This is a genomic window from Tritonibacter sp. SIMBA_163 (assembly GCF_046535935.1).
Classification (GTDB): Bacteria; Pseudomonadota; Alphaproteobacteria; order Rhodobacterales; family Rhodobacteraceae; genus Epibacterium; species Epibacterium scottomollicae.
Map to the genome: position 1 here is coordinate 243,068 of NZ_JAWJBP010000001.1, position 20,847 is coordinate 263,914.

Annotated in this window: 18 protein-coding genes and 1 tRNA gene; 14 read left to right on the forward strand and 5 right to left on the reverse strand. The window is 62.7% G+C overall.

Translation table 11 applies throughout. The features are described 5' to 3' along the window. Positions 1–16: 16 nt before the first annotated feature. Positions 17–703, reverse strand: a complete 687-nt coding sequence (gene lipB / locus R0J92_RS01055; RefSeq protein ID WP_411050423.1) for a lipoyl(octanoyl) transferase LipB — start codon at positions 701–703, stop codon at positions 17–19. 124 nt (positions 704–827) lie between these two features. Here lipB and R0J92_RS01060 point away from each other — a divergent pair, with 124 nt between their 5' ends. Together R0J92_RS01060 and R0J92_RS01065 are read left to right on the forward strand one after the other, a co-directional pair. Next, positions 828–2,450, forward strand: coding sequence for a peptidoglycan-binding domain-containing protein (locus R0J92_RS01060; protein WP_411050424.1), 1,623 nt, complete (start codon positions 828–830; stop codon positions 2,448–2,450). A gap of 154 nt (positions 2,451–2,604) precedes the next feature. Then, a tRNA-Leu gene (locus R0J92_RS01065) sits at positions 2,605–2,691 on the forward strand. Positions 2,692–2,789: 98 nt separating this feature from the next. Here R0J92_RS01065 and R0J92_RS01070 read toward each other — a convergent pair. Genes R0J92_RS01070 through R0J92_RS01080 form a run of 3 tightly spaced genes read right to left on the reverse strand, consistent with a single transcriptional unit; the run spans position 2,790 to position 6,324 of the window. Further along, positions 2,790–3,422: an ATP-binding cassette domain-containing protein gene (locus R0J92_RS01070; RefSeq protein ID WP_411050425.1), complete on the reverse strand. Its 633-nt coding sequence runs from the start codon at positions 3,420–3,422 to the stop codon at positions 2,790–2,792. Further along, complete coding sequence (locus R0J92_RS01075; protein ID WP_411050426.1) at positions 3,415–5,100, reverse strand: ABC transporter permease; 1,686 nt, start codon at positions 5,098–5,100, stop codon at positions 3,415–3,417. The genes R0J92_RS01070 and R0J92_RS01075 overlap by 8 nt, the downstream gene beginning before the upstream one ends. 24 nt (positions 5,101–5,124) lie before the next feature. Beyond that, positions 5,125–6,324, reverse strand: a complete 1,200-nt coding sequence (locus tag R0J92_RS01080; RefSeq protein WP_411050427.1) for an ABC transporter substrate-binding protein — start codon at positions 6,322–6,324, stop codon at positions 5,125–5,127. Positions 6,325–6,638: 314 nt separating this feature from the next. On the opposite strand from R0J92_RS01080, the gene nadA reads away from it, so the two are divergent. From nadA to nadC, 3 genes are read left to right on the forward strand one after another with little or no spacing between them, the layout of a single operon-like run. Beyond that, the gene (gene nadA / locus R0J92_RS01085) at positions 6,639–7,694 is read left to right on the forward strand and encodes a quinolinate synthase NadA (protein WP_411050428.1); all 1,056 of its coding nucleotides are present in this window, start codon (positions 6,639–6,641) and stop codon (positions 7,692–7,694) included. Positions 7,695–7,710: 16 nt separating this feature from the next. Further along, positions 7,711–9,297 carry an L-aspartate oxidase gene (locus tag R0J92_RS01090; protein WP_411050429.1) on the forward strand — a complete coding sequence of 529 codons (1,587 nt, stop codon included), beginning with the start codon at positions 7,711–7,713 and terminating at the stop codon, positions 9,295–9,297. Beyond that, complete coding sequence (gene nadC / locus R0J92_RS01095) at positions 9,294–10,142, forward strand: carboxylating nicotinate-nucleotide diphosphorylase (RefSeq protein ID WP_411050430.1); 849 nt, start codon at positions 9,294–9,296, stop codon at positions 10,140–10,142. The genes R0J92_RS01090 and nadC overlap by 4 nt, the downstream gene beginning before the upstream one ends. 4 nt (positions 10,143–10,146) lie before the next feature. Here nadC and R0J92_RS01100 read toward each other — a convergent pair whose 3' ends face one another. Next, the gene (locus R0J92_RS01100) at positions 10,147–11,073 is read right to left on the reverse strand and encodes a LysR family transcriptional regulator (protein WP_317384096.1); all 927 of its coding nucleotides are present in this window, start codon (positions 11,071–11,073) and stop codon (positions 10,147–10,149) included. 128 nt (positions 11,074–11,201) lie between these two features. Between R0J92_RS01100 and R0J92_RS01105 the strand changes: the two genes are divergently transcribed. The 9 genes from R0J92_RS01105 (at position 11,202) to R0J92_RS01145 (ending at position 20,833) form a co-directional block, all read left to right on the forward strand. Then, a complete protein-coding gene (locus tag R0J92_RS01105) occupies positions 11,202–11,675 on the forward strand; it encodes a nuclear transport factor 2 family protein (RefSeq protein WP_317384095.1) in 474 nt (157 codons plus the stop codon). Positions 11,676–11,695: 20 nt separating this feature from the next. Continuing rightward, positions 11,696–12,349: a glutathione S-transferase family protein gene (locus tag R0J92_RS01110; protein ID WP_411050431.1), complete on the forward strand. Its 654-nt coding sequence runs from the start codon at positions 11,696–11,698 to the stop codon at positions 12,347–12,349. A gap of 48 nt (positions 12,350–12,397) precedes the next feature. After that, positions 12,398–13,339, forward strand: a complete 942-nt coding sequence (locus R0J92_RS01115) for a pyridoxamine 5'-phosphate oxidase family protein (RefSeq protein WP_411050432.1) — start codon at positions 12,398–12,400, stop codon at positions 13,337–13,339. Between the two features lie 330 nt (positions 13,340–13,669). Then, a complete protein-coding gene (locus tag R0J92_RS01120; protein WP_411050433.1) occupies positions 13,670–15,964 on the forward strand; it encodes a bifunctional salicylyl-CoA 5-hydroxylase/oxidoreductase in 2,295 nt (764 codons plus the stop codon). After that, entirely contained in the window at positions 15,961–16,710 is a 750-nt protein-coding gene (locus R0J92_RS01125) for an SDR family NAD(P)-dependent oxidoreductase (protein ID WP_411050434.1), read from the forward strand. The genes R0J92_RS01120 and R0J92_RS01125 overlap by 4 nt, the downstream gene beginning before the upstream one ends. Next, positions 16,707–17,201 (forward strand): MarR family winged helix-turn-helix transcriptional regulator, encoded by a 495-nt coding sequence (locus tag R0J92_RS01130; protein WP_411050435.1) that lies wholly within the window; start codon positions 16,707–16,709, stop codon positions 17,199–17,201. The genes R0J92_RS01125 and R0J92_RS01130 overlap by 4 nt, the downstream gene beginning before the upstream one ends. Further along, complete coding sequence (locus tag R0J92_RS01135) at positions 17,198–18,001, forward strand: enoyl-CoA hydratase family protein (protein WP_411050436.1); 804 nt, start codon at positions 17,198–17,200, stop codon at positions 17,999–18,001. The genes R0J92_RS01130 and R0J92_RS01135 overlap by 4 nt, the downstream gene beginning before the upstream one ends. A gap of 64 nt (positions 18,002–18,065) precedes the next feature. After that, the gene (locus tag R0J92_RS01140; protein WP_411050437.1) at positions 18,066–19,223 is read left to right on the forward strand and encodes an acyl-CoA dehydrogenase family protein; all 1,158 of its coding nucleotides are present in this window, start codon (positions 18,066–18,068) and stop codon (positions 19,221–19,223) included. Next, positions 19,220–20,833: a benzoate-CoA ligase family protein gene (locus R0J92_RS01145; RefSeq protein WP_411050438.1), complete on the forward strand. Its 1,614-nt coding sequence runs from the start codon at positions 19,220–19,222 to the stop codon at positions 20,831–20,833. Before R0J92_RS01140 ends, R0J92_RS01145 begins: the two co-directional genes overlap by 4 nt. The last annotated feature ends 14 nt before the right edge of the window (positions 20,834–20,847 follow it).

The following is a 20,847-nucleotide window of genomic DNA, read 5'->3' on the forward strand; positions in this document are numbered from 1 at the left end:
CGCTCCGGGCATCTGCTCAGGCGTTGGCGTTGACGGGGCAGGTTGGCATGGTGTCGGTTGCAAAGGCCACCTCGAACGTCCGGCGCAGGGCCACATCGACATCGTCCATTGTGACCGGCAGGCCAAGGTCGACCAGACTGGTGACGCCATGCTCGGTGATGCCGCACGGTACAATGCCGTCGAAATGGCTTAGCTCTGGCTCCACGTTGATCGAGATGCCGTGAAAGCTGACCCATTTGCGCAGGCGAATGCCGATGGCTGCGATCTTGTCCTCAGTCACGTTGCCGCTGGCACTCAGCGGCTTGTCCGGGCGTTCCACCCAGACACCAACCCGGCCATCGCGGATGTGGCCTGTGACGTTGAATTCCTCCAGCGCCAGGATCACCCAGCGTTCCAGCTGGCGCACGAAACAGCGCACGTCCTTGCCGCGTTCGGCGACGTTCAGCATCACATAGATCACCCGCTGGCCGGGGCCGTGATAGGTGTACTGGCCGCCGCGCTTGGTGGTGTGCACGGGAAAGCGGTCAGGGTCGGTCAGATCCTCGATCCGGGCCGAGGTGCCAGCGGTATAAAGCGGCGGATGTTCGAGCAACCAGATGCATTCCTCCGCCTCGCCACGGGCGATCGCCTCGGCGCGCGCTTCCATGAACGCGGTTGCCTCTTCGTATGACACCTGCGCGTCCGAGGTTATCCACTGGACCATCTTGTCCGCTCCTCATTCATCTTTTCTTTGTCTTGCTGAAAATACCCGACTCGAAAAGAGCAAAGTATGTGGTATTCTGGTTTCCACATAAGTGCCCTTGGGGTTGTTTGCGAGGTATTATTCCATGAGATCCAGTTTCCTGCGAGCCATTACTGCGGCTTCACTCCTGACAACCACTGCAGCGGCCCCCGCTGTGGCAGACAACCTTGGCGCGGCGCTGGTCGGCGGCCTGCTTGGGGGCGTCATCGTCAATGAGGTCAACAAGAACAAAAGGCGCACAGTCGTGCGTTCGTCCTCGGTCAGCAGCGCGACGCGCGCGCACAACCGAGAAACCCAAACTGCCCTGAATTACTTTGGTTTTTCGGCGGGCACACCGGATGGCGTCCTGGGCCGTCGTTCTCGCGAGGCGACGCGACAGTATCAGATGTTCATGGGGTTCCCGCAAAGCGGCAACCTGACCCAGTATGAGCGCGACTATCTTGTGACATCCTACAACCGGGCACTGACCGGGGGCACGCAGGTCGCCAAAGCGATGCAGAGCCCGCAGGGCATTCGTTCGATCCTCAAGGTCTGGCACGGGGCACCGGCTGGCAATAGTGGGGGATTCGGCTACGCGGGCCTGCCGATCGAGGTTTCCAATGCGGTTGATGAGATCGCCGCCGCCGGGGACCCAACCGGCGACCAGCTGTTGCAGCGCACCGGGTTCATGCAGCTGGCGGACCTGAACGACGATGGTCGCAACGACTACCTGATCGACACGTCGGCCGCCGGGATCCCCTATTGGTGCAACAGCGGCGGCGCGTCCTGTACCGTGATGGTCTTTGCCTCCACGCCGCAGGGCTATGAGCGGAATGACTTCACCGCGGGCAACATCACCACCGCAGATTTCACCTGTACCCGTGGCGAGTGTGATCGCACCGAGGCCCAAGGCACGACGCTTGCCGCGGCACCTGCACCGCAGCCGGTCCCAACCGCACCGGTCCCGCAGGGTGGTACGGTGCTGGCCTCCGGCGGCAGCCAGAGCGGCCTCAGTGGCATCCAACTGTTCGCGACGCCCGCCGCACCGGTGGCCTCGCTGACCAGCCACTGCAGCAAGGTCAGCCTGCTGACCAGCTCCAATGGCGGTTATATGACCGTGTCCAGCATCACCGACCCGGAATTGGCTTTGGGTGAACAGTTCTGCCTGGCCCGGTCCTATGCCATCAACAATGGCGAGACACTTGTGGCCTCCCTGCAGGGGGTGACCTCGGCGCAGGTGGATGCGCAATGTGATCAGTTTGGTCCCGCGCTGAAGCCCTATGTGGCGCAGCTGTCCAGCGGCGACAGCTCTGCCGTGGCGGCGAGCATGCAGAAGTTTGTTCTGCAGTCGAACATGTCGGTCGAGCAGTTGAAGAACACCGCTCAGATCTGTCTGTTCTCCGGCTACCGTCGCGACAATATGGATGTGGCCCTTGGCGCAAGCCTGTTGTTGGTCGGCCTTGGTCAGCAACCCTATGCGGAGCTGATTGGTCACCATCTGGCGCTTGGTTTCGGCTCTTCGGTCGATTTCAATCGCGCGCAGGGCTGGTATCAGGCTGCTGTGACCGCCTTGGAAAGCGGCGCCGAGCCGGTATTTGCGCCCGGCCAACCGGAGCGGGTGGCGCTGGTAAAGGCCGCATCGACGGGTCTGACGCAACCTGGCTTGCCCAAACCGGTTCAGGCGTCGAGCGGTGGTGCGGCGTTGCCGACCTTTGGCAGCAACAACTGAGAATAAGCCCCTGCTTCAACGTGTTAGGAATGCTCCGGTGCCGCGCGCCGGAGCATTTTTGTTGAGAGAGAAGAAAACTCGCGAAATTTGTGTTTTCCCTCTTCACATCCCTGGGGGGCTGTTTTATACGCCCCTTCACCAAGTCATAGACAGTGCGGTCGTGGCGGAATTGGTAGACGCGCAGCGTTGAGGTCGCTGTGGGGTAACACCCGTGGAAGTTCGAGTCTTCTCGACCGCACCATTTTCAACAGACGATGTTGAAAACATTCTACTTTCTCAAAATCAAAATCATGAGACGCTGGGCTGAATTTGGTCTTTGACCGTCGCCTATCGGTTGATCTACGTCAGTTGGATAACTGGGCCACCAGCGGCCTGCGCATCTTCCGCGTCATGGGTGACAAGCAGCACTGGCAGATCACGATCTCGGGCGAAGGCGAAGACCAGTTGGCGCATCTGGTCCCGTAGCGTCTTGTCGAGTCGCGAAAAAGGCTCGTCCAGCAGCAGCAGGTCCGGGTTTGAAAGCAGCATGCGCATCATCGCAACCCGCGCCTTCTGGCCGCCTGAAAGCGTCTCTGGATCGCGGTCGTGATAGCCGTCGAGACCAATATCGTGCAAGGCAGCCTCGACCCGAGCGCGGCGCTGTTTTCGTGGAACTTCAGGCGATAGGCCGAACGCCAGATTGCCCCCGACACTGAGATGCGGAAACAGCAGGTGATCCTGATAGAGGATGCCGACGCGACGCAGCTGCGCGGGCAGGGGGCGCAGGTGACGCCCGTTCAGCTGGATATCGCCACTGAGCGTAAAATCCGCCGACAATTGGCCCGTAATCGCCGCAAGCAGCGTGGACTTTCCCACGCCTGACGGCCCCATGAGGCTGACGATGGCCGCCGGTGGCACATGCAGGTCCAGCGCCAACATGGGCGCAGCACCCCGCAGGATCCGCAGGTCCGTTAACCGAAGTCCGTCATCCATGCTGCAGCCCCTTTCGGTTGCGCCAAATGAGTGGTGGCAGAATCACCGCCATCATAAAAGGCAGCAGGGCCGCCGCAGTCTGCAGCAAGCCATAGACCCCGATGGCGCGTCGATCCCCGCCGGCCGCCAGCGCCACGGCCTCGGTTGTCAGGGTCTGCACACGGCCTCCGCCGACAAGCAGTGTCGGCAGATATTGCCCGACTGACACGGCCATGCCCACAGCAAAAGCGGTCAGCAGTGGGGCCAGCAGGATCGGCAGCCGCAGTCTGAAGAATATGCGGTTGGCCGAGGCGCCCATGGCTGCGGCGATTGTACCCTGACGGGCATCCCATGCTTTGTACGGACCTTCGAGCGACAGCCGAAGATAGGGCAGTACAAACACCATATGCGCCAGAACCACCGCCCAGAGGGAGCGGTCCACTCCGATCTGCAGGAGCAGGGTCTGCATGCCCGGCAGAAAGGCCGTTTGCGGGATCAACAGCGGTAAATACAGGAGCCACAGGCCTTTTTCTGTCAGGCGCCAATGGTGTCGCTCTTCGGTTTCCAGGCAGCCGAGTGTCAGGACCAACCCCGATAGCGTCGCTGCAAGGGCAATGACGAAAGTGGTCCCGAGGGTCTGCCATGCGGTTGGGCCATTGCGTTGCCAGTTGCGCAGGCTCAGCCCGTCGGGAAGCACATCGGGAAAGCTCCACCGGGCGGCAAACGACCAAACCAGAAGCCCGGCAAGCCCGGCCAACACTGCACCGACCGAGAGTGTCCCGAAGCTGAGGCCGATCACGCGCAGGCCAGCTTCACGTTGCCCGCGTGCGCCGGAATAGGCGATGCGGCGGGCGGTGATCGCAATCATCTGCTCGGCTCCGCGCCACAGCAGCAGGGCTAGAACGACCAGTCCCAACTGCAGGATCGCAGCCGCGGAGGCGGTGGTGCGCTGAACAAGATCGGGCTCGGCCATCCAGCGGACGATCTGTACCGACAGCGAGGGCGGCGTATTGGGACCGAGGATGACGGCAACATCGACGACGGACATCGAATAGGCCAGCACCACGTAGACCGGCAGCCGGATGCGGGCATAGAGCGCCGGAAAGACACCCAGTATCCAGCCCCGAATGCGTCCGTAGCCCAGCGCGGTTGCCACCTGCATGCGTCCGGTGCTGTCGATTTGACCCAGAGCCGCCAGGCTGATCAGCAGCAGGAACGGCACTTCCTTCACCACCAGTCCGATCATCAGGGCCAGCCCCAGTGGGTCCTGCACCAGCAGCACGTCGGGCGGGCGATCCCATCCACTCAGCCAGGGGCTGACCGCCCGCACCAACCAGCCGGAGGGTTGGATCAGGAATAGAAGGCCAAAGGCGGCGGCAGCGTGTGGCACCGAAAGCAGCGGTGAGAGCATGCGCAGGAGCGCCCGAAAGGGGCGCGTTCCGGTCCAGCCTGCCAGCAAAAGCACGGTGATCGCCAAGGAGACCACAGTTGCCAAGATGCCGGTTGCCAGGCTGAGGCGGACCGAGGTCTGCAATCCGGGCCAGGCCCAGAGGGTTTGGAAAGGCGCGAGGGATGGGCCGTTCAGGCCAGCGACCGGAAAGTGACCAAATCCAGCGCTAAAGGTCCCCCAGAGACCTGCCGCGACCGGGCCCAGAAGGGCAAGGATCGTCAGCAGCGGCAGGGCAGGAGGCAGGCGCATTGTAAGGTCAGGTCCGGTGCGGCATCAGTTGCCGACACCGTAGCGGGCCACCCAGTCTTCTGCGATCCGGGTCATCCAGCTTGGGTGCGGTTCGGCCTGCACAACGCCAAGATCTTCGGGCGAGAGGGTGGCGACACCCAGGTCCAGCGTACGGAAGGCGGCGCGATCCTGGACCGAGAGGGCATTGATATCAAGCACGGTGCCGTAGCCCAGAACCGCCGGATCCTGCGCCTTGAGTTGAGCTTCGGGCGACATCAGAAAGTTTGCCACCACCATGGCCGCCGCTTTAGAGTCAGAGTTGTAGGGGATCGCCACGAAGGACGCATTGCCGATGGTGCCCTTGTCCAAAACAAAGGTGCGCACGCTTTCCGGCAGCTGGAAATTGGCGATGGCCGTGCTGGCCTCGCCGGGGCTGAAGGAAATCGCCAGGTCGATTTCATCATCGTTCATCAGTTGCAGCTGGCGAGGTCCGCTCTGCGGATAGGCCCGTCCCTCACGCCACAACAGCGGCGTCAGCTCCTCGAGGAACTCCCACAGCGGGGCAGTCACTTCGGTGTAGGTTTCCTCGCTCACGGGCTGCGATAGGGCCTTCGGGTCCGTGCTCAGATCCACCAGGGCCTGTTTCAGGAAGGTGGTGCCTAGGAAATCCGGCGGTTGCGGATAGGTGAAGCGGCCGGGATGCGCGCGCGCCCAATCCAAAAGCTCCGGCATCGAGCCAAGGCGCTCGGGCAGGTCGGCCGTATCGTGCATGAACACCACTTGCGCCATCGCCCAGGGGGACTCGTACCCTTCGGTCGCCACGGTGAAGTCATGTTGCAGGGTCTTGCCATCGGTATCGGCGAATTTCCAGTTCGGCAGCGCTTCGGCATAGGGGCCGAACAGCAGGTCTGCGTCCTTCATCGCCGCAAAATTCGCGCCATTGATCCAGATCAGATCCACCGCGCCGTCCGTGTCCTGTCCAGCGGATTTCTCCGTCAAAACACGGGTGACAGCATCAGCGGTGTTTTCCAGTTTCACATGGGTCAGGGTAACGTCATAGTCCTCGGCCAGGCGCGTTCCGACCCAGCTGATGAAGTCATTGGTCGCGGTGGAGCCTCCCCACGCATGCCAGTGCACGATCTGTCCCTCAGCCTGCGCAACAACGGCATCCCAGTCCGTCGGGTCCGGGGTGGCCAAGGCCGTCAGCGGAGCCAAGGCAAGGGCAAGTGACAACATGCGTTTCATGACAGTCCTCTTCTGAGACAAACGTGGGGCAAGAATGGCTGAACACGGGTGTCGGAGCCATCGCAGTCTTGCTCTGATTGCGCGATCCGCGCCGCCGCGTCCATGGGTATGACGGAAATGTGACGTCAGGTGTATCGGTACGGGGTGTGACGCTTGCACGCCACTGCCCCTGACGCTATGCACGGTCGCACATACTCGCGCTGCGACCTGCGAGGCCTGATTGGACGCGTATGCTCCTGGCGTGCGGCGTCCTCCTTTTCGGTGCCGCCACGGTCTGCAGGCGGCCCGCGACCAGACGAGGGGAAAACCCAGCCATGTCGCTCGATATTCCCGTGCTGCGGAACGAATTGTCCCAGCACTACGATCTCACTCCGAACCCCGAACTCGCCGAGTCCATGTCTGATATCTATCAGAGCATGTCCCGCGTTGTCTCGCCCGTCGACTGGGTGCTCTATGCGCCCTATGTCAAGGCGATCAACGAGCTGAAGGCGAAACGCAATGCTGTGATCCTCGGCCATAATTACATGACGCCGGAGATCTATCACGGGATCTCCGATTTTGTCGGTGATAGCCTGCAGCTGGCGATCAAGGCCACCGAGGTGGAGGCCGATGTGATCGTGCAATGCGGCGTGCATTTCATGGCCGAGACGTCGAAGATCCTCAGCCCCTCAAAGACGGTGCTGATCCCCGACATGGAAGCCGGCTGCAGCCTCGCGGAGTCGATCACCGCCGAAGGGGTCGAGGAGATGCGCCGGCGCTATCCCGGCGCGCCGGTGGTCACCTATGTGAACACCACCGCCGAGGTGAAAGCCGCCTCCGACATCTGCTGCACCTCCTCCAATGCGGCGCAGATCGTCGGCGCGATGGAGAGCGACACGGTCATCATGACGCCGGATCAGTATCTGGCGCAGAACGTGGCCCGAGATGTGCCGCACAAGAAGGTGGTCTGGTGGGAAGGTTCCTGCATCGTACACGAGCAGTACTCTGCTCAGGATCTGCGAGACTTCCGCGAATGGAACCCGGGCACCCGGCTGATCGCTCACCCGGAGTGCCCGCCGGATGTGGTGGCAGAGGCCGATTTCTCCGGCTCCACCAGCGGCATCCTGAAATATGTCACCGAGGAAAAGCCGGAAAAGGCACTGCTGATCACCGAATGTTCGATGGCGTCCAACATCGCCGACGAGCTGCCTGAGGTCGAGTTTGTCGGCCCCTGCAACATGTGCCCCTTCATGAAGAAGATCACGCTAGAGAAGGTGCTCTGGTCGCTGCACTCCATGGAGGGTCAGGTCGAGGTCGAGCCGGTCATGGCCGAAAAGGCCCGCCACGCGGTACAGGCGATGATCGACCTGTCGCGCAAGCTGGGCATCTGAGAGGCGCATGGAGGGCTTGGAAGCAGTCCACAGCGATCGCATCGTCATCATCGGCGCCGGGCTGGGGGCGCTTTACGCGGCATTGACGCTGGCACCGCGTCCAGTGGTGATGATCTCGCCTGATCCGTTGGGGCAGGGGGCAAGCTCGGCTTGGGCGCAGGGTGGTGTAGCTGCCGCGATGGATGCGGGCGACAGTCCCGAGGCGCATGCCATTGATACCACCCGCGCCGGTGCTGGCACTGTGGATGCGGAGGTCGCCGCATTGGTCACCCGTGAGGCACGCGAGCATATCCTCGATCTCACCACGCTTGGCGCGCCTTTTGATCGCACCGAGGACGGCGGCTACGTGATGTCGCGCGAGGCGGCGCATAGTTTTGCCCGCGTGGTGCGGGTCAAGGGCGATCAGGCCGGGGCCGAGATCATGCGCGCCCTCATCGAACGGGTCCGCGCGACGCCCTCGATCCAGGTGATCGAAGGGGTGTTGGCCGAAGGGCTGGAGGTTCGCGATGGCACCGTTAGCGGCGTGCGCTTGACCTCTTCAGCGCCAGAAGGATCAGCCGCGGTGCTACTGCGCGGCAGTGCTGTCTTGATGGCTGGCGGCGGCAGCGCCGGGCTATATGCGATCACCACCAACCCTCCACGCATCCGAGGGCAGGCGCTTGGTATGGCCGCCCGCGCCGGTGCCGAGATCGCTGATGCGGAATTCGTACAGTTCCACCCCACGGCGATGGATGTGGGCGAGGACCCGGCCCCGCTGGCCACCGAGGCGTTGCGCGGTGAGGGCGCGATCCTTGTGAATGCCGCCGGCGTGCGGTTCATGCTGGACGAACATCCCGACGCGGAGCTTGCGCCGCGCGATGTGGTCGCGCGGGCGATCTTTGCGCAGTCGCAGGCGGGCAAGCGCCCACTTCTGGATACGCGGGCTGCAATCGGCGCGGACATCACCACGCTGTTCCCGGCGGTCAGCAGTGCCTGCGCGCGCAATGGAATCGACCCCACGCAGGAGCCGATCCCGGTGGCCGCCGCCGCGCATTACCATATGGGCGGCATTGCCACCGATCTGGACGGGCGCAGCTCGCTGCCCGGCCTCTGGGCCTGTGGCGAATGTGCCTCGACGGGGCTGCATGGCGCCAATCGTCTGGCCTCCAATGGTCTCTTGGAGGCGCTGGTCTATGCCCGTCGCGCGGCGGAAGATATTGCACGAGCGCAGAGGGTAACCCACGAGGCCACGCCGGTTGATCTTGAGTTGAGCCCCGGCGGCGAGGGCGCTGATCCCGCGCTTGTGGCATCCCTGCGCCAATGCATGACCCGCAATGTTGGTGTTGTGCGCAACGCGGATGGGCTGCGCACAGCACTGCGCGAGATTGCGGCCCTTTGCGCCAAACAGCCCACCTGCGAGAGCTTTCAAAACATCTGCACTGCCGCCACCATGATCGCCGCCGCCGCATTGCTGCGCGAAGAAAGCCGTGGCGCGCATGAGCGGTCTGATTTCCCCGAAACCTTGCCCGCGCTCGCGCACCGCTCCCGTCTGACCTGGGATGCGGCCAAGACGCTGCGCGACAGCTTGCTTGAAGCGCCTTTACCCCACCCGGAGTCCTCATGAGCTTTGCCACTTTGCCTGACCTGATCCTCGAGCCCCTGGTCAAATCCGCCCTGATGGAGGACCTCGGCTCTTATGGCGATGTGACCACCCGCACGGTGATCCCGGACGATGTGACCTATTCCGCCCGCCTGCGCGCCCGCGAAGAGGCCGTGGTCTCCGGCATGCAGGTGGCGGCGCTGGCGTTCCGGTTGGTCGATGCAAACCTGCGGGTGAAAACCCTGGTTGCAGATGGGGCCGCTTGTCAGCCCGGCGATGTGCTGATGGAGATCGAGGGAAAGGCAGCCTCGATCCTGATGGGCGAACGTGTGGCGCTGAACTTTGCGGGCCGTCTGACTGGGATCGCAACCCTGACAGCGGCGATGGTGGCTGAGACGCGCGGCACCGAGGCGCGCGTCACCTGCACCCGCAAGACCACGCCTGGCCTGCGCATGGTGGAAAAACTCGCAGTGCTGCATGGCGGTGGCTTCAATCACCGCTATTCGCTCTCGGATGCGATCCTCATCAAGGACAACCACATCGCTGCTGCGGGCGGTATTCGTGCCGTGTTGGACGCCACCAAGGCGCATGCCAGCCATATGATGGCGGTGGAAATCGAAGTGGACACGCTGGATCAGTTGCGCGAGGTTCTAGAAGTCGGCGGTGCCTCCGTTGTGCTCTTGGACAATATGACGCCGGATCAGCTGCGCGAGGCAGTGGAGATCAACGCCGGACGTCTGGCGCTGGAGGCCAGCGGCAACGTAAAACGCGACACGGTGGCGGCGATTGCGGCCACGGGTGTGAACTATATTTCCTCGGGGGCGCTTACGCATTCGGCGCGCACGGTCGATCTGGGGCTGGATTTCTAAGAGATCAGCCGCCGCATCCGTTGCTGGACGACAAGGCCTGAAGCACCGGGTCCGCGCGCAGCCGGTCGCGAGCAAAATCAATAAAGCTGCGCACCTTGGCCGGTGCGCGCCGCCCTTCCGTGTGAACCAGATGGATCGGCATGCTCTCAGGCTCATAGTCCTCCAGTAGACACGCAAGGCGCCCCGCCGCCACATCGCGCCCGGCCTGATAGGACAGCATTCGGCAGATGCCCCAGCCCGCCCGCGCCGCGTCCAGCCCGGCCGCAACAGTGCTGACACAGAGCTGTGGCGTGATACGTACGACCTGTTGTTGGTCGGTGCCAAACCTCCATTCCGTCGCCGATGAGACCGCACTGATCGCGACAATCCGATGCGCGCTAAGGTCCGCCGGGGTCGTTGGGGTGCCGTATTTGTCCAGATATGCGGGCGCGGTGCAGACCACCCGCCGCACGGCACCGACTTTGACCGCTGACAGCGTCGAGGACGGCAGATGCCCGATCCGCAGGGCCACATCAAACCCCTCTTCGACGATATTCACCACGCGATCCAAGAGCACCAGATCGGCCCGCATCTCCGGGTACTCATTCAGATAATCCAGCAGGATCGGCAGGATATAGATGCGCCCGAACTCATTGGGGCAGGTCAGCCGCAGCAGCCCAACAGGCGCGCTAGCCGCCCCGCGCGCCGCATCATCGGCGGCCTGCAAGGAGGTCAGGATGTGGCGCACGTCGTCCAGATAGCGCCGTCCCACATCCGTCAGATGCAAACGCCGGGTGGTGCGGGTGAAAAGCCGCGTCCCCAGTTGTGCCTCCAGCCCGTTGATCGCCCGCGTCGCCGATGGCGCACTCAGGCCAGCCCGGCGGGCCCCTGCGGCAAAGCCCTCTTCTTCCGCCACGGCGACAAATACCTGCATGCTTTGAACGCGGTCCATGGATCTGCCCTGATTGCTATCGAAACCTGAAATTATCTCTTTCTCACACGCTGTATTATTTTACGCAACGGGGTGATTTATCTCTGTCACCAGAGGCGCTGACCACCGCGCCACAACTGGAGACGAAAATGACCCTCACGCCCCGCCCACCGCTGCCGCCCTTCACCCGTGAAAGCGCAATCGAGAAAGTGCGCCTTGCCGAGGATGGCTGGAACAGCCGGGACGCGGCCAAGGTGACTCTGGCCTATACGCCCGACAGCCGCTGGCGCAATCGGGCCGAGTTTCCCGTCGGCCGGACCGAGATCGAGGCCTTCCTGACCCGCAAATGGGCACGCGAACTGGAGTATCGGCTGATCAAAGAGCTTTGGGCCTTTGACGGCAACCGGATCGCGGTGCGCTACGCCTATGAATATCGCGACGACAGCGGCCATTGGTTCCGCGCCTATGGCAACGAGAACTGGCAGTTTGATGAAAACGGCCTGATGGAAGAGCGCCATGCCTCCATCAACGAACATCCGATCACTGAAGCAGATCGCAAATTCCATTGGCCACTGGGCCGTCGCCCCGACGACCACCCGGGCCTGAGCGACCTCGGCCTATGACTTCTTGCAAGGAGACCAAGATGAACCCCGATTTCCCCGCCAACGCCGCCCCGATCAAATTCTACCGCCACCCGCTGTCTGGTCACTGCCACCGGGTGGAGATGATGCTGTCGATCCTGGACCTGCCGTATGAGCTGATTGAGGTCGACCTGCTGAAGGGCGCACATAAAGCGCCGGAGTTTCTTGAACTCAATCTGTTCGGTCAGGTGCCGGTGATTGATGACAACGGCACATTGATTGCGGATTCCAATGCGATCCTCGTCTATCTGGTGCAGTCCTATGGCGCGGAGACCGACTGGCTGCCGACAACGCCCAAGGATGCCGCAGAGGTGCAGCGCTGGCTCTCGCTCACGGTGTCGCATGTGGCGACGGGCCCCTCGCGGGCACGGTGGCGCACCCTCATTGGCGCCGGCGATACGCCAGAGACCGAGGCGGCGCGCGAGGTCTCGCATGATTTTCTCAGCCAAATGGAAGGGTTGATTGCGGGACGGGACTACTTGGTTGGGGACAGGCCCACCATCGCCGATGTGGCAAGCTACGCATACATCGCCCACGCGCCTGAGGGGGGCGTCAGCCTTGACTGCTATCCGCTGGTGCGCGCGTGGATTGAACGCGTTGCGGCCCTGCCGGGGTTCGTGCCCATGGTGGCCTCGCCGGTTCCGGAACCGGCCTGAGACGGCGCGCGATCCCACGTAGAAACCAGCACAGAAGGGAGATCAGCCATGACCCGTGCGATACAAGTCTTTCATACCGGCGAGCTGGCGCTGCAGCACCGTGCCGGGGTGCCCGTAAGCTATCGCGACAGGGTTGCCCACGCCATCCGACATGAAATGCCGCAACAGCATCGCGATTTCTTCGAGAGCCTGCCGGTGCTGTTCCTTGGCTTGCTGGATGCACGCGGGCAGGTCTGGGCCACGCCCGCAGTTGGCGAAGTCGGGTTCCTGCGTTCGCGTGATCCCGGTCATTTGTCGGTGGGCGCGCGCCCTCAGTTGGGGGAAAGCCTTTGGCTTGATGTGCGTCCCGGGGCAAAGGTTGGCGTTGTTGGCATGGAGCTGTCGAGCCGCCGCCGCAACCGGATGAATGGCACCATTCATGCAGTGAATGGCGAAGGGTTTGAGATCGCAGTCGACCTGAGTTTCGGCAACTGTCCGCAGTATATCCAGACCCGCGATCTGCTCTGGCCCGCCAATCCGCCTGCGCCGGAGGCCACGGCACTGGCCGATTGGGACGCACGCAGCCGCGCCTTGGTGGCGCGGGCCGATACCTTCTTCATCGCCTCCCGCGCGGCGGAGATGTCGGACAATCCGACCGATGGCATCGACGCCTCGCATCGGGGCGGGCGGCCTGGGTTTCTGACCATCAATGCCGACAGTTCGCTGTCGTTTCCGGATTTTTCGGGCAATCGTTTCTTCAACACGCTTGGCAATATCGAGGCTGACGGCCGCGTGGGGCTGTTTATCCCCGAATTCAGCAGTGGTGCGGGGATCTTTGTCACCGGCTTGGCCACGGTCGATTGGCATCCCGACCGGGTTTCGGGGTTCAAGGGCGCGGAGCGGATCGTGGACGTGCAACCCGAAGAAATCTGGTACTGCGAACACGCCTTGCCGGGCCCTGCGCCGCTTGTGAGTTCATGGCCGATGCTTGCGGAAACCGGTGTCTGGTAACCGCAGTCGTTGCGGAGAAAACCGTCAACATTGAGCGACTCAGACGGGCGAACGCGTTGCTGCGTTTGCCCGTTTCTCATGCAAGCTCTCTGAATGCATCGCCAGGCGGTTCATTCAGAGAGGCCGCGTGCCAACTGTCCGCCGGTTGGGCAATCCCCTAAATTATGGTATCAAAACATTACCTTGCAATCCTTGTATTGAGCGCAAGAGGCCTTGGTATGTCTCATGCTGCCGCAGAGAAGCTTCAGAAATGGAAATTTTAAGCTTGAAATTGTTTTGGAATGCGGAGAGCCTTTGACCTGACAATAATCTAATGGGGATGAGGATCATATGCGCATTGCATGTCTGGGAGGCGGCCCGGCTGGCCTGTACTTCGCGATCTCGATGAAGCTGCGCGACCCCGGTCACGACATCACCGTGATCGAACGGAATCGCGCCGATGATACCTTCGGCTGGGGCGTGGTCTTGTCGGATGAAACGCTCGACAACCTTGCAGCCAACGATGCCAAAAGCGCCGAAACGATCCGCGCGCATTTTGCCTATTGGGACGACGTTGCGCTGCTCTTCAAGGGCACGCGGCAGGTGTCCTCTGGCCATGGGTTCTGCGGCATCGGGCGCAAGCAGCTGCTGATCCTGTTGCAGGAACGGGCGCGTGAACTGGGCGTCAATCTGCAGTTTGAGACCAATGTGCCGAGCGCGGAGGCCTTGCGTCAGGACTATGATCTGGTGGTTGCCAGCGACGGGCTGAACTCCAGCACCCGCAGCCTCTACTCCGATACGTTCAAGCCGGATGTCGACACGCGCCTGTGCAACTTTGTCTGGCTCGGGACACGTCAGACCTTCAAAGATGCCTTCACCTTCATCTTTGAGGAAACCGAGCACGGCTGGGTCTGGGCGCATGCCTACCAGTTTGACGACGACACCGCGACCTTCATCGTGGAATGTACGCAAGAGACCTTTGACGCCTTTGGTTTTGCCTCCATGAACCAGCAGGAAAGCATCAAGGTCTGCGAAGAGATCTTCAAGGATCATCTGGGCGGCCATGCACTGATGACCAACGCCAACCACATTCGCGGCTCGGCCTGGATCCGGTTCCCGCGGGTTCTGTGCGAAAAATGGAGCCACGAGAATGTGGTGCTGATGGGCGATGCGGCGGCGACGGCGCATTTCTCGATCGGATCAGGGACCAAGCTGGCGCTGGAGTCTGCCATTTCTCTGGCTGAACTGCTGCAGGAGAAACCGGATCTGCAAAGCGCCTTTGACGACTATGAGGATCAGCGCCGCCTTGAGGTGCTGCGCCTGCAATCGGCGGCGCGCAACTCGATGGAATGGTTCGAGCGGGTCGAACGCTACCTCGATCTGGACCCGGTGCAGCTCAATTATTCCATGCTGACCCGCAGCCAGCGCATCAGCCACGAAAACCTGCGTGCCCGCGACAAGGACTGGCTCGAAGGCGCGGAACGCTGGTTCATGACCCAGGCCGGTGCGCCCGAGGATGCACCGCTGCGCGCGCCGATGTTTGCGCCCTTCCGCCTGCGCGACATGGACCTCAAGAGCCGCATCGTCGTCTCTCCCATGGCACAGTACAAAGCCGTGGACGGCTGCCCGACTGACTGGCATCTGGTTCACTATGGCGAGCGGGCCAAAGGTGGCGCCGGGCTGGTCTACACGGAAATGACCTGCGTTTCGCCAGAGGGGCGTATCACACCCGGCTGTCCGGGCCTTTATGCACCGGAACATGAGGCCGCTTGGTCCCGTCTCACCGATTTTGTACATGCCGAGACCGATGCCAAGGTCTGCTGCCAGATCGGCCATTCGGGGCGCAAGGGCTCCACTCAGCTCGGCTGGGACGAGATGGATGCGCCCTTGCCGGACGGCAATTGGGATACCGTCAGCGCCTCCGCCATTCCATGGTCGGGCCAGAACGCCACCCCGCGCGAAATCACCCGCGCCGAGATGGACGAGGTTCGCGACCAGTTCGTGAGCGCTGCTGAGATGGCGGATCGTGCTGGGTTCGACATGATCGAGCTGCACGCGGCCCATGGCTATCTGATCTCCTCCTTCCTGTCGCCGGTCTCCAACCAGCGCGGCGATGCGTATGGCGGCAGTCTTGAAAACCGTCTGCGCTATCCGCTGGAGGTCTTTGCCGCCATGCGCGCGGTCTGGCCCGACGGCAAACCGATGTCGGTGCGCATCTCCGCCAATGACTGGGTGGGCGAGGATGGCGTCACCCCGGATGACGCGGTGCAGATTGCCCGCGCCTTCTGGGAGGCGGGCGCCGACCTGATCGACGTCTCCGCCGGTCAGACCACCACCGATGCAAAGCCGGTCTATGGCCGCATGTTCCAGACGCCGTTCTCGGACCAGATCCGCAACGAGGCGGGCATCTGTACCATGGCGGTGGGCAATATCTTTGAGGCCGACCACGCCAACTCGATCCTGATGGCGGGCCGGGCTGATCTGGTGGCCGTGGGCCGCCCGCATCTGGCCGATCCCTACTGGACCCTGCGTGAAGGCACCAAGATTGGCGACCGCGCAGCCCCTGACTGGCCGCTGCCCTATCAGCCGGGCCGTGACCAAAGCTGGCGGCTGGCGGACAAAGAAGCGGAGAGCTTGCGCGCATGAGCAATGATCTGAGCCAAGAGCATGTCCTGATCACCGGTGGCGGCACCGGTGTCGGCGCCGCCTGCGCGCAGGCCTTTGCCGCAGCGGGGGCCACCGTGACCCTGATCGGGCGAACGGAGAAGACCCTGATCGAACAGGGGCTTCCCTATGAGATCTGCGATGTCACCGACGCGGCAAGCGTTACCTCCGCCGTGGCGCGCGCCGCCGCTGCGCGCGGTCCCGTCACCGTGGCCTTGGCCAACGCGGGGGCCGCAGAGAGCGTGCCTTTCGCCAAGATGCAGCCGGAAATGCTCAACGCGATGATGGCGGTGAACCTCAACGGCGTGGTGAACCTCTGGCAGGCGGTGCTGCCGGGCATGAAAGAGGCAGGGCGCGGCCGGATGATCGCCGTGGCCTCGACCGCGGGGCTCAAAGGCTACCCTTATGTCAGCGCCTATTGTGCGGCAAAACATGCGGTGGTCGGTCTGACCCGTGGTTTGGCCAAGGAACTCGCCCGCACCGGCATCACCGTGAATGCGATCTGTCCGGGCTTTGTGGAAACGCCGATGCTTCAACGCAGCATCGACAATATCCGCGCCAAGACGGGCATGAGCACCGAGGACGCGGCCGGCGCGCTCAAGGCGGACAATCCGCAGGGGCGTTTTGTACAGCCGGAAGAAGTGGCCGATGCGGCGCTGTGGTTGGCGTCGAGCGGCGCGGCCTCGGTCAACGGCCATGCCTTGGCCCTGACGGGGGGCGAAATATGAGCAGCGCCAAACCGGAAACCTTGCCCGCAGAGGCCTCCTCGAAGGCCCGTCTGCGCCTGTGGCTGAAACTGCTGAAGACGTCCGGCAGTATTGAGGCCGCGCTGCGCCGCCGTCTGCGTGATCGCCACAATACAACGCTGCCACGGTTCGACGTGATGTCGGCCCTGTCGCGCAATCCGGACGGGTTGAAGATGAGCCAGCTGTCGCAGTTCCTGCGGGTCTCCAACGGCAATGTAACCGGCATTGTCGACCGGCTGACCGAAGACGGGCTTGCACTGCGCGTCGCGGTGCCCGGGGATCGGCGCGCGCAGGTGGCCCGGCTGACCCCGGCGGGCGAGGCGGAGTTTGCCCGGCTTGCGGGCGAACACGAGGCCTGGATCAACGAGATGATGGCCGGCCTTGGCGCCGATGACATCCATGAGATGAGCGCGCTGCTGGACCATATCCAGCCCGCGACCTCCAGTGAGACTTCCAAGGATACCCCGACATGAGCCTGCATGAGACAACGCATTTCAATTGCACCATTGAGGGCGGCATCGCCCGCATTTCGCTTAATCGTCCCGAGCGCAAGAACCCGCTGACCTTCGACAGCTACGCAGAGCTGCGCGACTGGTTCCGGGCGCTGCCCTACTCGGACGAGGTGCATGCGGTGGTGATCGTGCCCAATGGCGGGAATTTCTCCTCTGGCGGCGATGTGCATGACATCATTGGCCCGCTCACAAAGATGAACATGAAGGAGCTTTTGGCCTTCACCCGCATGACCGGGGATCTTGTGAAGGCGATGATCAACTGCACCAAGCCGGTTATTTCCGCGATTGACGGTATCTGCGCCGGGGCCGGGGCGATCATCGCCATGGCCAGCGATCTGCGCATTGCCGCTCCGGAGGCCAAGGTGGCCTTTCTGTTCAATCGCGTGGGCCTGGCGGGCTGTGACATGGGCGCCTGCGCCATGCTGCCCCGCATCATCGGGCAGGGGCGCGCGGCTGAGTTGTTGTATATGGGCCGGTCGCTGGGCGCCGAGGAAGGCGAACGCTGGGGGTTTTTCAACCGTCTGGTGGCGGCAGAGGCACTGGAGGCCGAGGCCATGAAGATGGCGGAGCGCATTGCACAGGGGCCGACCTTTGCCAATGGCATGACCAAGACGATGCTGGCGCAGGAATGGTCCATGAGCCTGGAACAGGCGATCGAGGCCGAGGCGCAGGCGCAGGCGATCTGCATGCAGGGCAATGATTTCCGCCGCGCCTATGAGGCTTTTGTCGCGAAAGAGCGACCAGTGTTTGAAGGCGACTGAGAGCGCCGGATTTCGCCTTCGGCGAAGGTATTTGGAAAAAGATGAAAACAACGGGGATGATAACGTGGCGGACCAGAGTTTTCTAAATTGGCCCTTTTTTGACCAAGAGCACCGCGACTGGGCGGCGCAGGTCGAGGCGGTGGCGGCTGGGCTCAAAGTGGATCACAGTGACACCGATGCGGCCTGTCGCAAGCTGGTGGCCGATCTGGGGCGGGCAGGTATCCTGCAACCGACTGGGGCGTGCGACAGCGGTGAGAGCCTTGATGTCCGCAAGCTCTGTCTGTCACGTGAGATCCTTGCGCGCCACGACGGGCTGGCGGATTTTGCCTTTGCCATGCAGGGGCTTGGCACCGGGGCGATCTCGCTATTCGGGACTGATGCGCAGAAGGCGGCCTGGTTGCCCAAGACCCGCAGCGGTGCGGCGATCGCCGCCTTTGCACTCACTGAGCCGCAATCGGGGTCGGATGTGGCAAACTCCACCATGACAGCGGTGCGCGATGGCGATGACTATGTGCTCAATGGTGAAAAGACCTGGATCTCCAATGGCGGGATTGCCGATGTCTACACGCTGATTGCCCGCACGGGTGAGGCGCCGGGGGCCAAGGGGCTGTCGGCCTTTATCGTGACGCCGGATCTGGCTGGATTTGAGGTGGTGGAGCGGCTGGAGACCATCGCGCCGCACCCGCTGGCAACCTTGCGGTTCACCGATGTGCGTATCCCCGCAAGCGCCATGATCGGCGCGCCGGGGCAGGGGTTCCGCATCGCCATGTCGGTGCTGGATGTGTTCCGCTCCACGGTGGCGGCGGCGGCGCTGGGTTTTGCGCGCCGCGCATTGGACGAGGCTCTGGTGCGTGTCACAGAGCGTCACGTGCAGGGCGCGCCGCTGTTTGATTTGCAGATGGTGCAGGGGCATATCGCCGATATGGCGCTGGATGTGGATGCCGCGGCCCTATTGGTCTACCGCGCCGCATGGACCAAGGACAGTGGTGCTGCGCGGGTCACGCGCGAGGCGGCGATGGCCAAGCTGTTCTCTACCGAGGCGGCGCAGGTTGTGATCGACAAGGCGGTGCAGCTCTTTGGCGGCGAGGGCGTGCGTTCCGGTGCGATGGTCGAAAAACTCTATCGCGAAATCAGAGCCTTGCGGATTTATGAAGGGGCCAGTGACGTACAGCGCGTGGTGATCGCGCGGCAAGCCATGATGGCGATGGAGGGCAAGTCATGAAACTGGGCGCAACCGCACATACCGACACATTCACCCGCGACGCGCTGCCGCCGCTGGAGCAATGGCCGGATTTCCTGCTGGATGGGTTTGACTACCCGGATCATCTGAACGCGGGCGTGGAACTGACGGACGCCATGGTAGAGCGGGGCTTTGGCGACCGCACCGCACTGATCGGCAACGGGCGCCAGCGCACCTATAAGGAACTTGCGGATTGGACCAACCGGCTGGCGCATGCGCTGGTGGAGGATCTGGGCGTCAAGCCGGGCAACCGCATCCTGATCCGGTCCGCCAATAATCCGGCGATGGTGGCCTGCTGGCTGGCCGCGACCAAGGCGGGCGCGGTTGTGGTCAACACCATGCCGATGCTGCGCGCCGCAGAGCTGAAGAAATATGTCGAGAAGGCACAGATCCAGTTTGCCCTCTGCGATACCCGGCTGATGGAGGAGATGGAGACCTGCGCAGCGCAGTGTGACGTGCTTGAGCGGGTCGTCGGCTTTGACGGGACCTCCAACCACGACGCCGAACTCGACAGGCTGGCGCTGGAAAAGCCCGTGCGCTTTGAGGCGGTGCAGACCGGGCGCGATGATGTGGCACTTCTGGGGTTCACCTCCGGGTCGACCGGAGAGCCTAAGGCGACCATGCATTTCCACCGCGATCTGTTGATCATTGCCGATGGCTATGCGCGCGATGTGCTGAATGTGGTGCCTGAGGATATTTTTGTTGGCTCTCCGCCACTTGCCTTTACCTTCGGGCTTGGCGGATTGGCGATTTTCCCGCTACGGTTCGGGGCAACCGCGACGCTTTTGGAACAGGCCACCCCGCCCAATATGATCGAGATCATCGAGAAATACCGCGCGACCGTGTGCTTTACCGCGCCGACCGCCTATCGGGTGATGCTCGCCGCAATGGAAGAGGGGGCGGATCTCAGCAGCTTGCGTGCTGCCGTCTCCGCCGGGGAGACCCTGCCGAAACCTGTCTACGACGATTGGATGGCCAAGACCGGCAAGCCGATGCTGGATGGGATCGGCGCGACCGAGATGCTGCATATCTTCATCTCCAACCGCTTTGATGACCACCGCCCGGCCTGCACCGGCAAACCCGTGGGGGGCTATGAGGCGAAGGTGGTCGATGACGAGGGCCGCGAGGTGCCCGATGGCGAGGTTGGTCGCCTTGCGGTGCGTGGGCCGACCGGGTGCCGCTATCTGAACGACGACCGTCAGGCGGGCTATGTCACGGATGGCTGGAACATCACCGGCGACAGTTTTATCCGCGACGCGGAGGGCTATTTCCACTTTGCCGCGCGTAACGATGATATGATCGTCTCGGCTGGCTACAATATCGCAGGCCCCGAGGTTGAGGCGGCATTGCTGGCGCATGACGCCGTGTCTGAATGCGCAGTGATCGGTGCCCCCGATGAGGAGCGCGGCCATATCGTGCAGGCCCATGTGGTGCTGAATGCGGAATTTACGCCCTCAGACGCGCTCATCAAAGACTTGCAGACCCATGTGAAGGCGACCATCGCCCCCTACAAATATCCCCGCAGCATCATCTTTGCCGACAGCCTGCCCAAGACGCAGACCGGCAAGATCCAGCGGTTCCGGCTTCGATAATCAACAACAAACCA

Coding starts and splice junctions, on each gene's coding strand:
- R0J92_RS01070 (WP_411050425.1), bottom strand. CDS start 3,422: ATGGATGACGGACTTCGGTTAACGGACCTGCGGATCCTGCGGGGTGCT.
- R0J92_RS01080 (WP_411050427.1), bottom strand. CDS start 6,324: ATGAAACGCATGTTGTCACTTGCCCTTGCCTTGGCTCCGCTGACGGCC.
- R0J92_RS01135 (WP_411050436.1), top strand. CDS start 17,198: ATGAGCCTGCATGAGACAACGCATTTCAATTGCACCATTGAGGGCGGC.
- nadC (WP_411050430.1), top strand. CDS start 9,294: ATGAGCTTTGCCACTTTGCCTGACCTGATCCTCGAGCCCCTGGTCAAA.
- R0J92_RS01115 (WP_411050432.1), top strand. CDS start 12,398: ATGACCCGTGCGATACAAGTCTTTCATACCGGCGAGCTGGCGCTGCAG.
- R0J92_RS01060 (WP_411050424.1), top strand. CDS start 828: ATGAGATCCAGTTTCCTGCGAGCCATTACTGCGGCTTCACTCCTGACA.
- R0J92_RS01130 (WP_411050435.1), top strand. CDS start 16,707: ATGAGCAGCGCCAAACCGGAAACCTTGCCCGCAGAGGCCTCCTCGAAG.
- R0J92_RS01125 (WP_411050434.1), top strand. CDS start 15,961: ATGAGCAATGATCTGAGCCAAGAGCATGTCCTGATCACCGGTGGCGGC.
- nadA (WP_411050428.1), top strand. CDS start 6,639: ATGTCGCTCGATATTCCCGTGCTGCGGAACGAATTGTCCCAGCACTAC.
- lipB (WP_411050423.1), bottom strand. CDS start 703: ATGGTCCAGTGGATAACCTCGGACGCGCAGGTGTCATACGAAGAGGCA.
- R0J92_RS01110 (WP_411050431.1), top strand. CDS start 11,696: ATGAACCCCGATTTCCCCGCCAACGCCGCCCCGATCAAATTCTACCGC.
- R0J92_RS01120 (WP_411050433.1), top strand. CDS start 13,670: ATGCGCATTGCATGTCTGGGAGGCGGCCCGGCTGGCCTGTACTTCGCG.
- R0J92_RS01100 (WP_317384096.1), bottom strand. CDS start 11,073: ATGGACCGCGTTCAAAGCATGCAGGTATTTGTCGCCGTGGCGGAAGAA.
- R0J92_RS01075 (WP_411050426.1), bottom strand. CDS start 5,100: ATGCGCCTGCCTCCTGCCCTGCCGCTGCTGACGATCCTTGCCCTTCTG.
- R0J92_RS01145 (WP_411050438.1), top strand. CDS start 19,220: ATGAAACTGGGCGCAACCGCACATACCGACACATTCACCCGCGACGCG.
- R0J92_RS01105 (WP_317384095.1), top strand. CDS start 11,202: ATGACCCTCACGCCCCGCCCACCGCTGCCGCCCTTCACCCGTGAAAGC.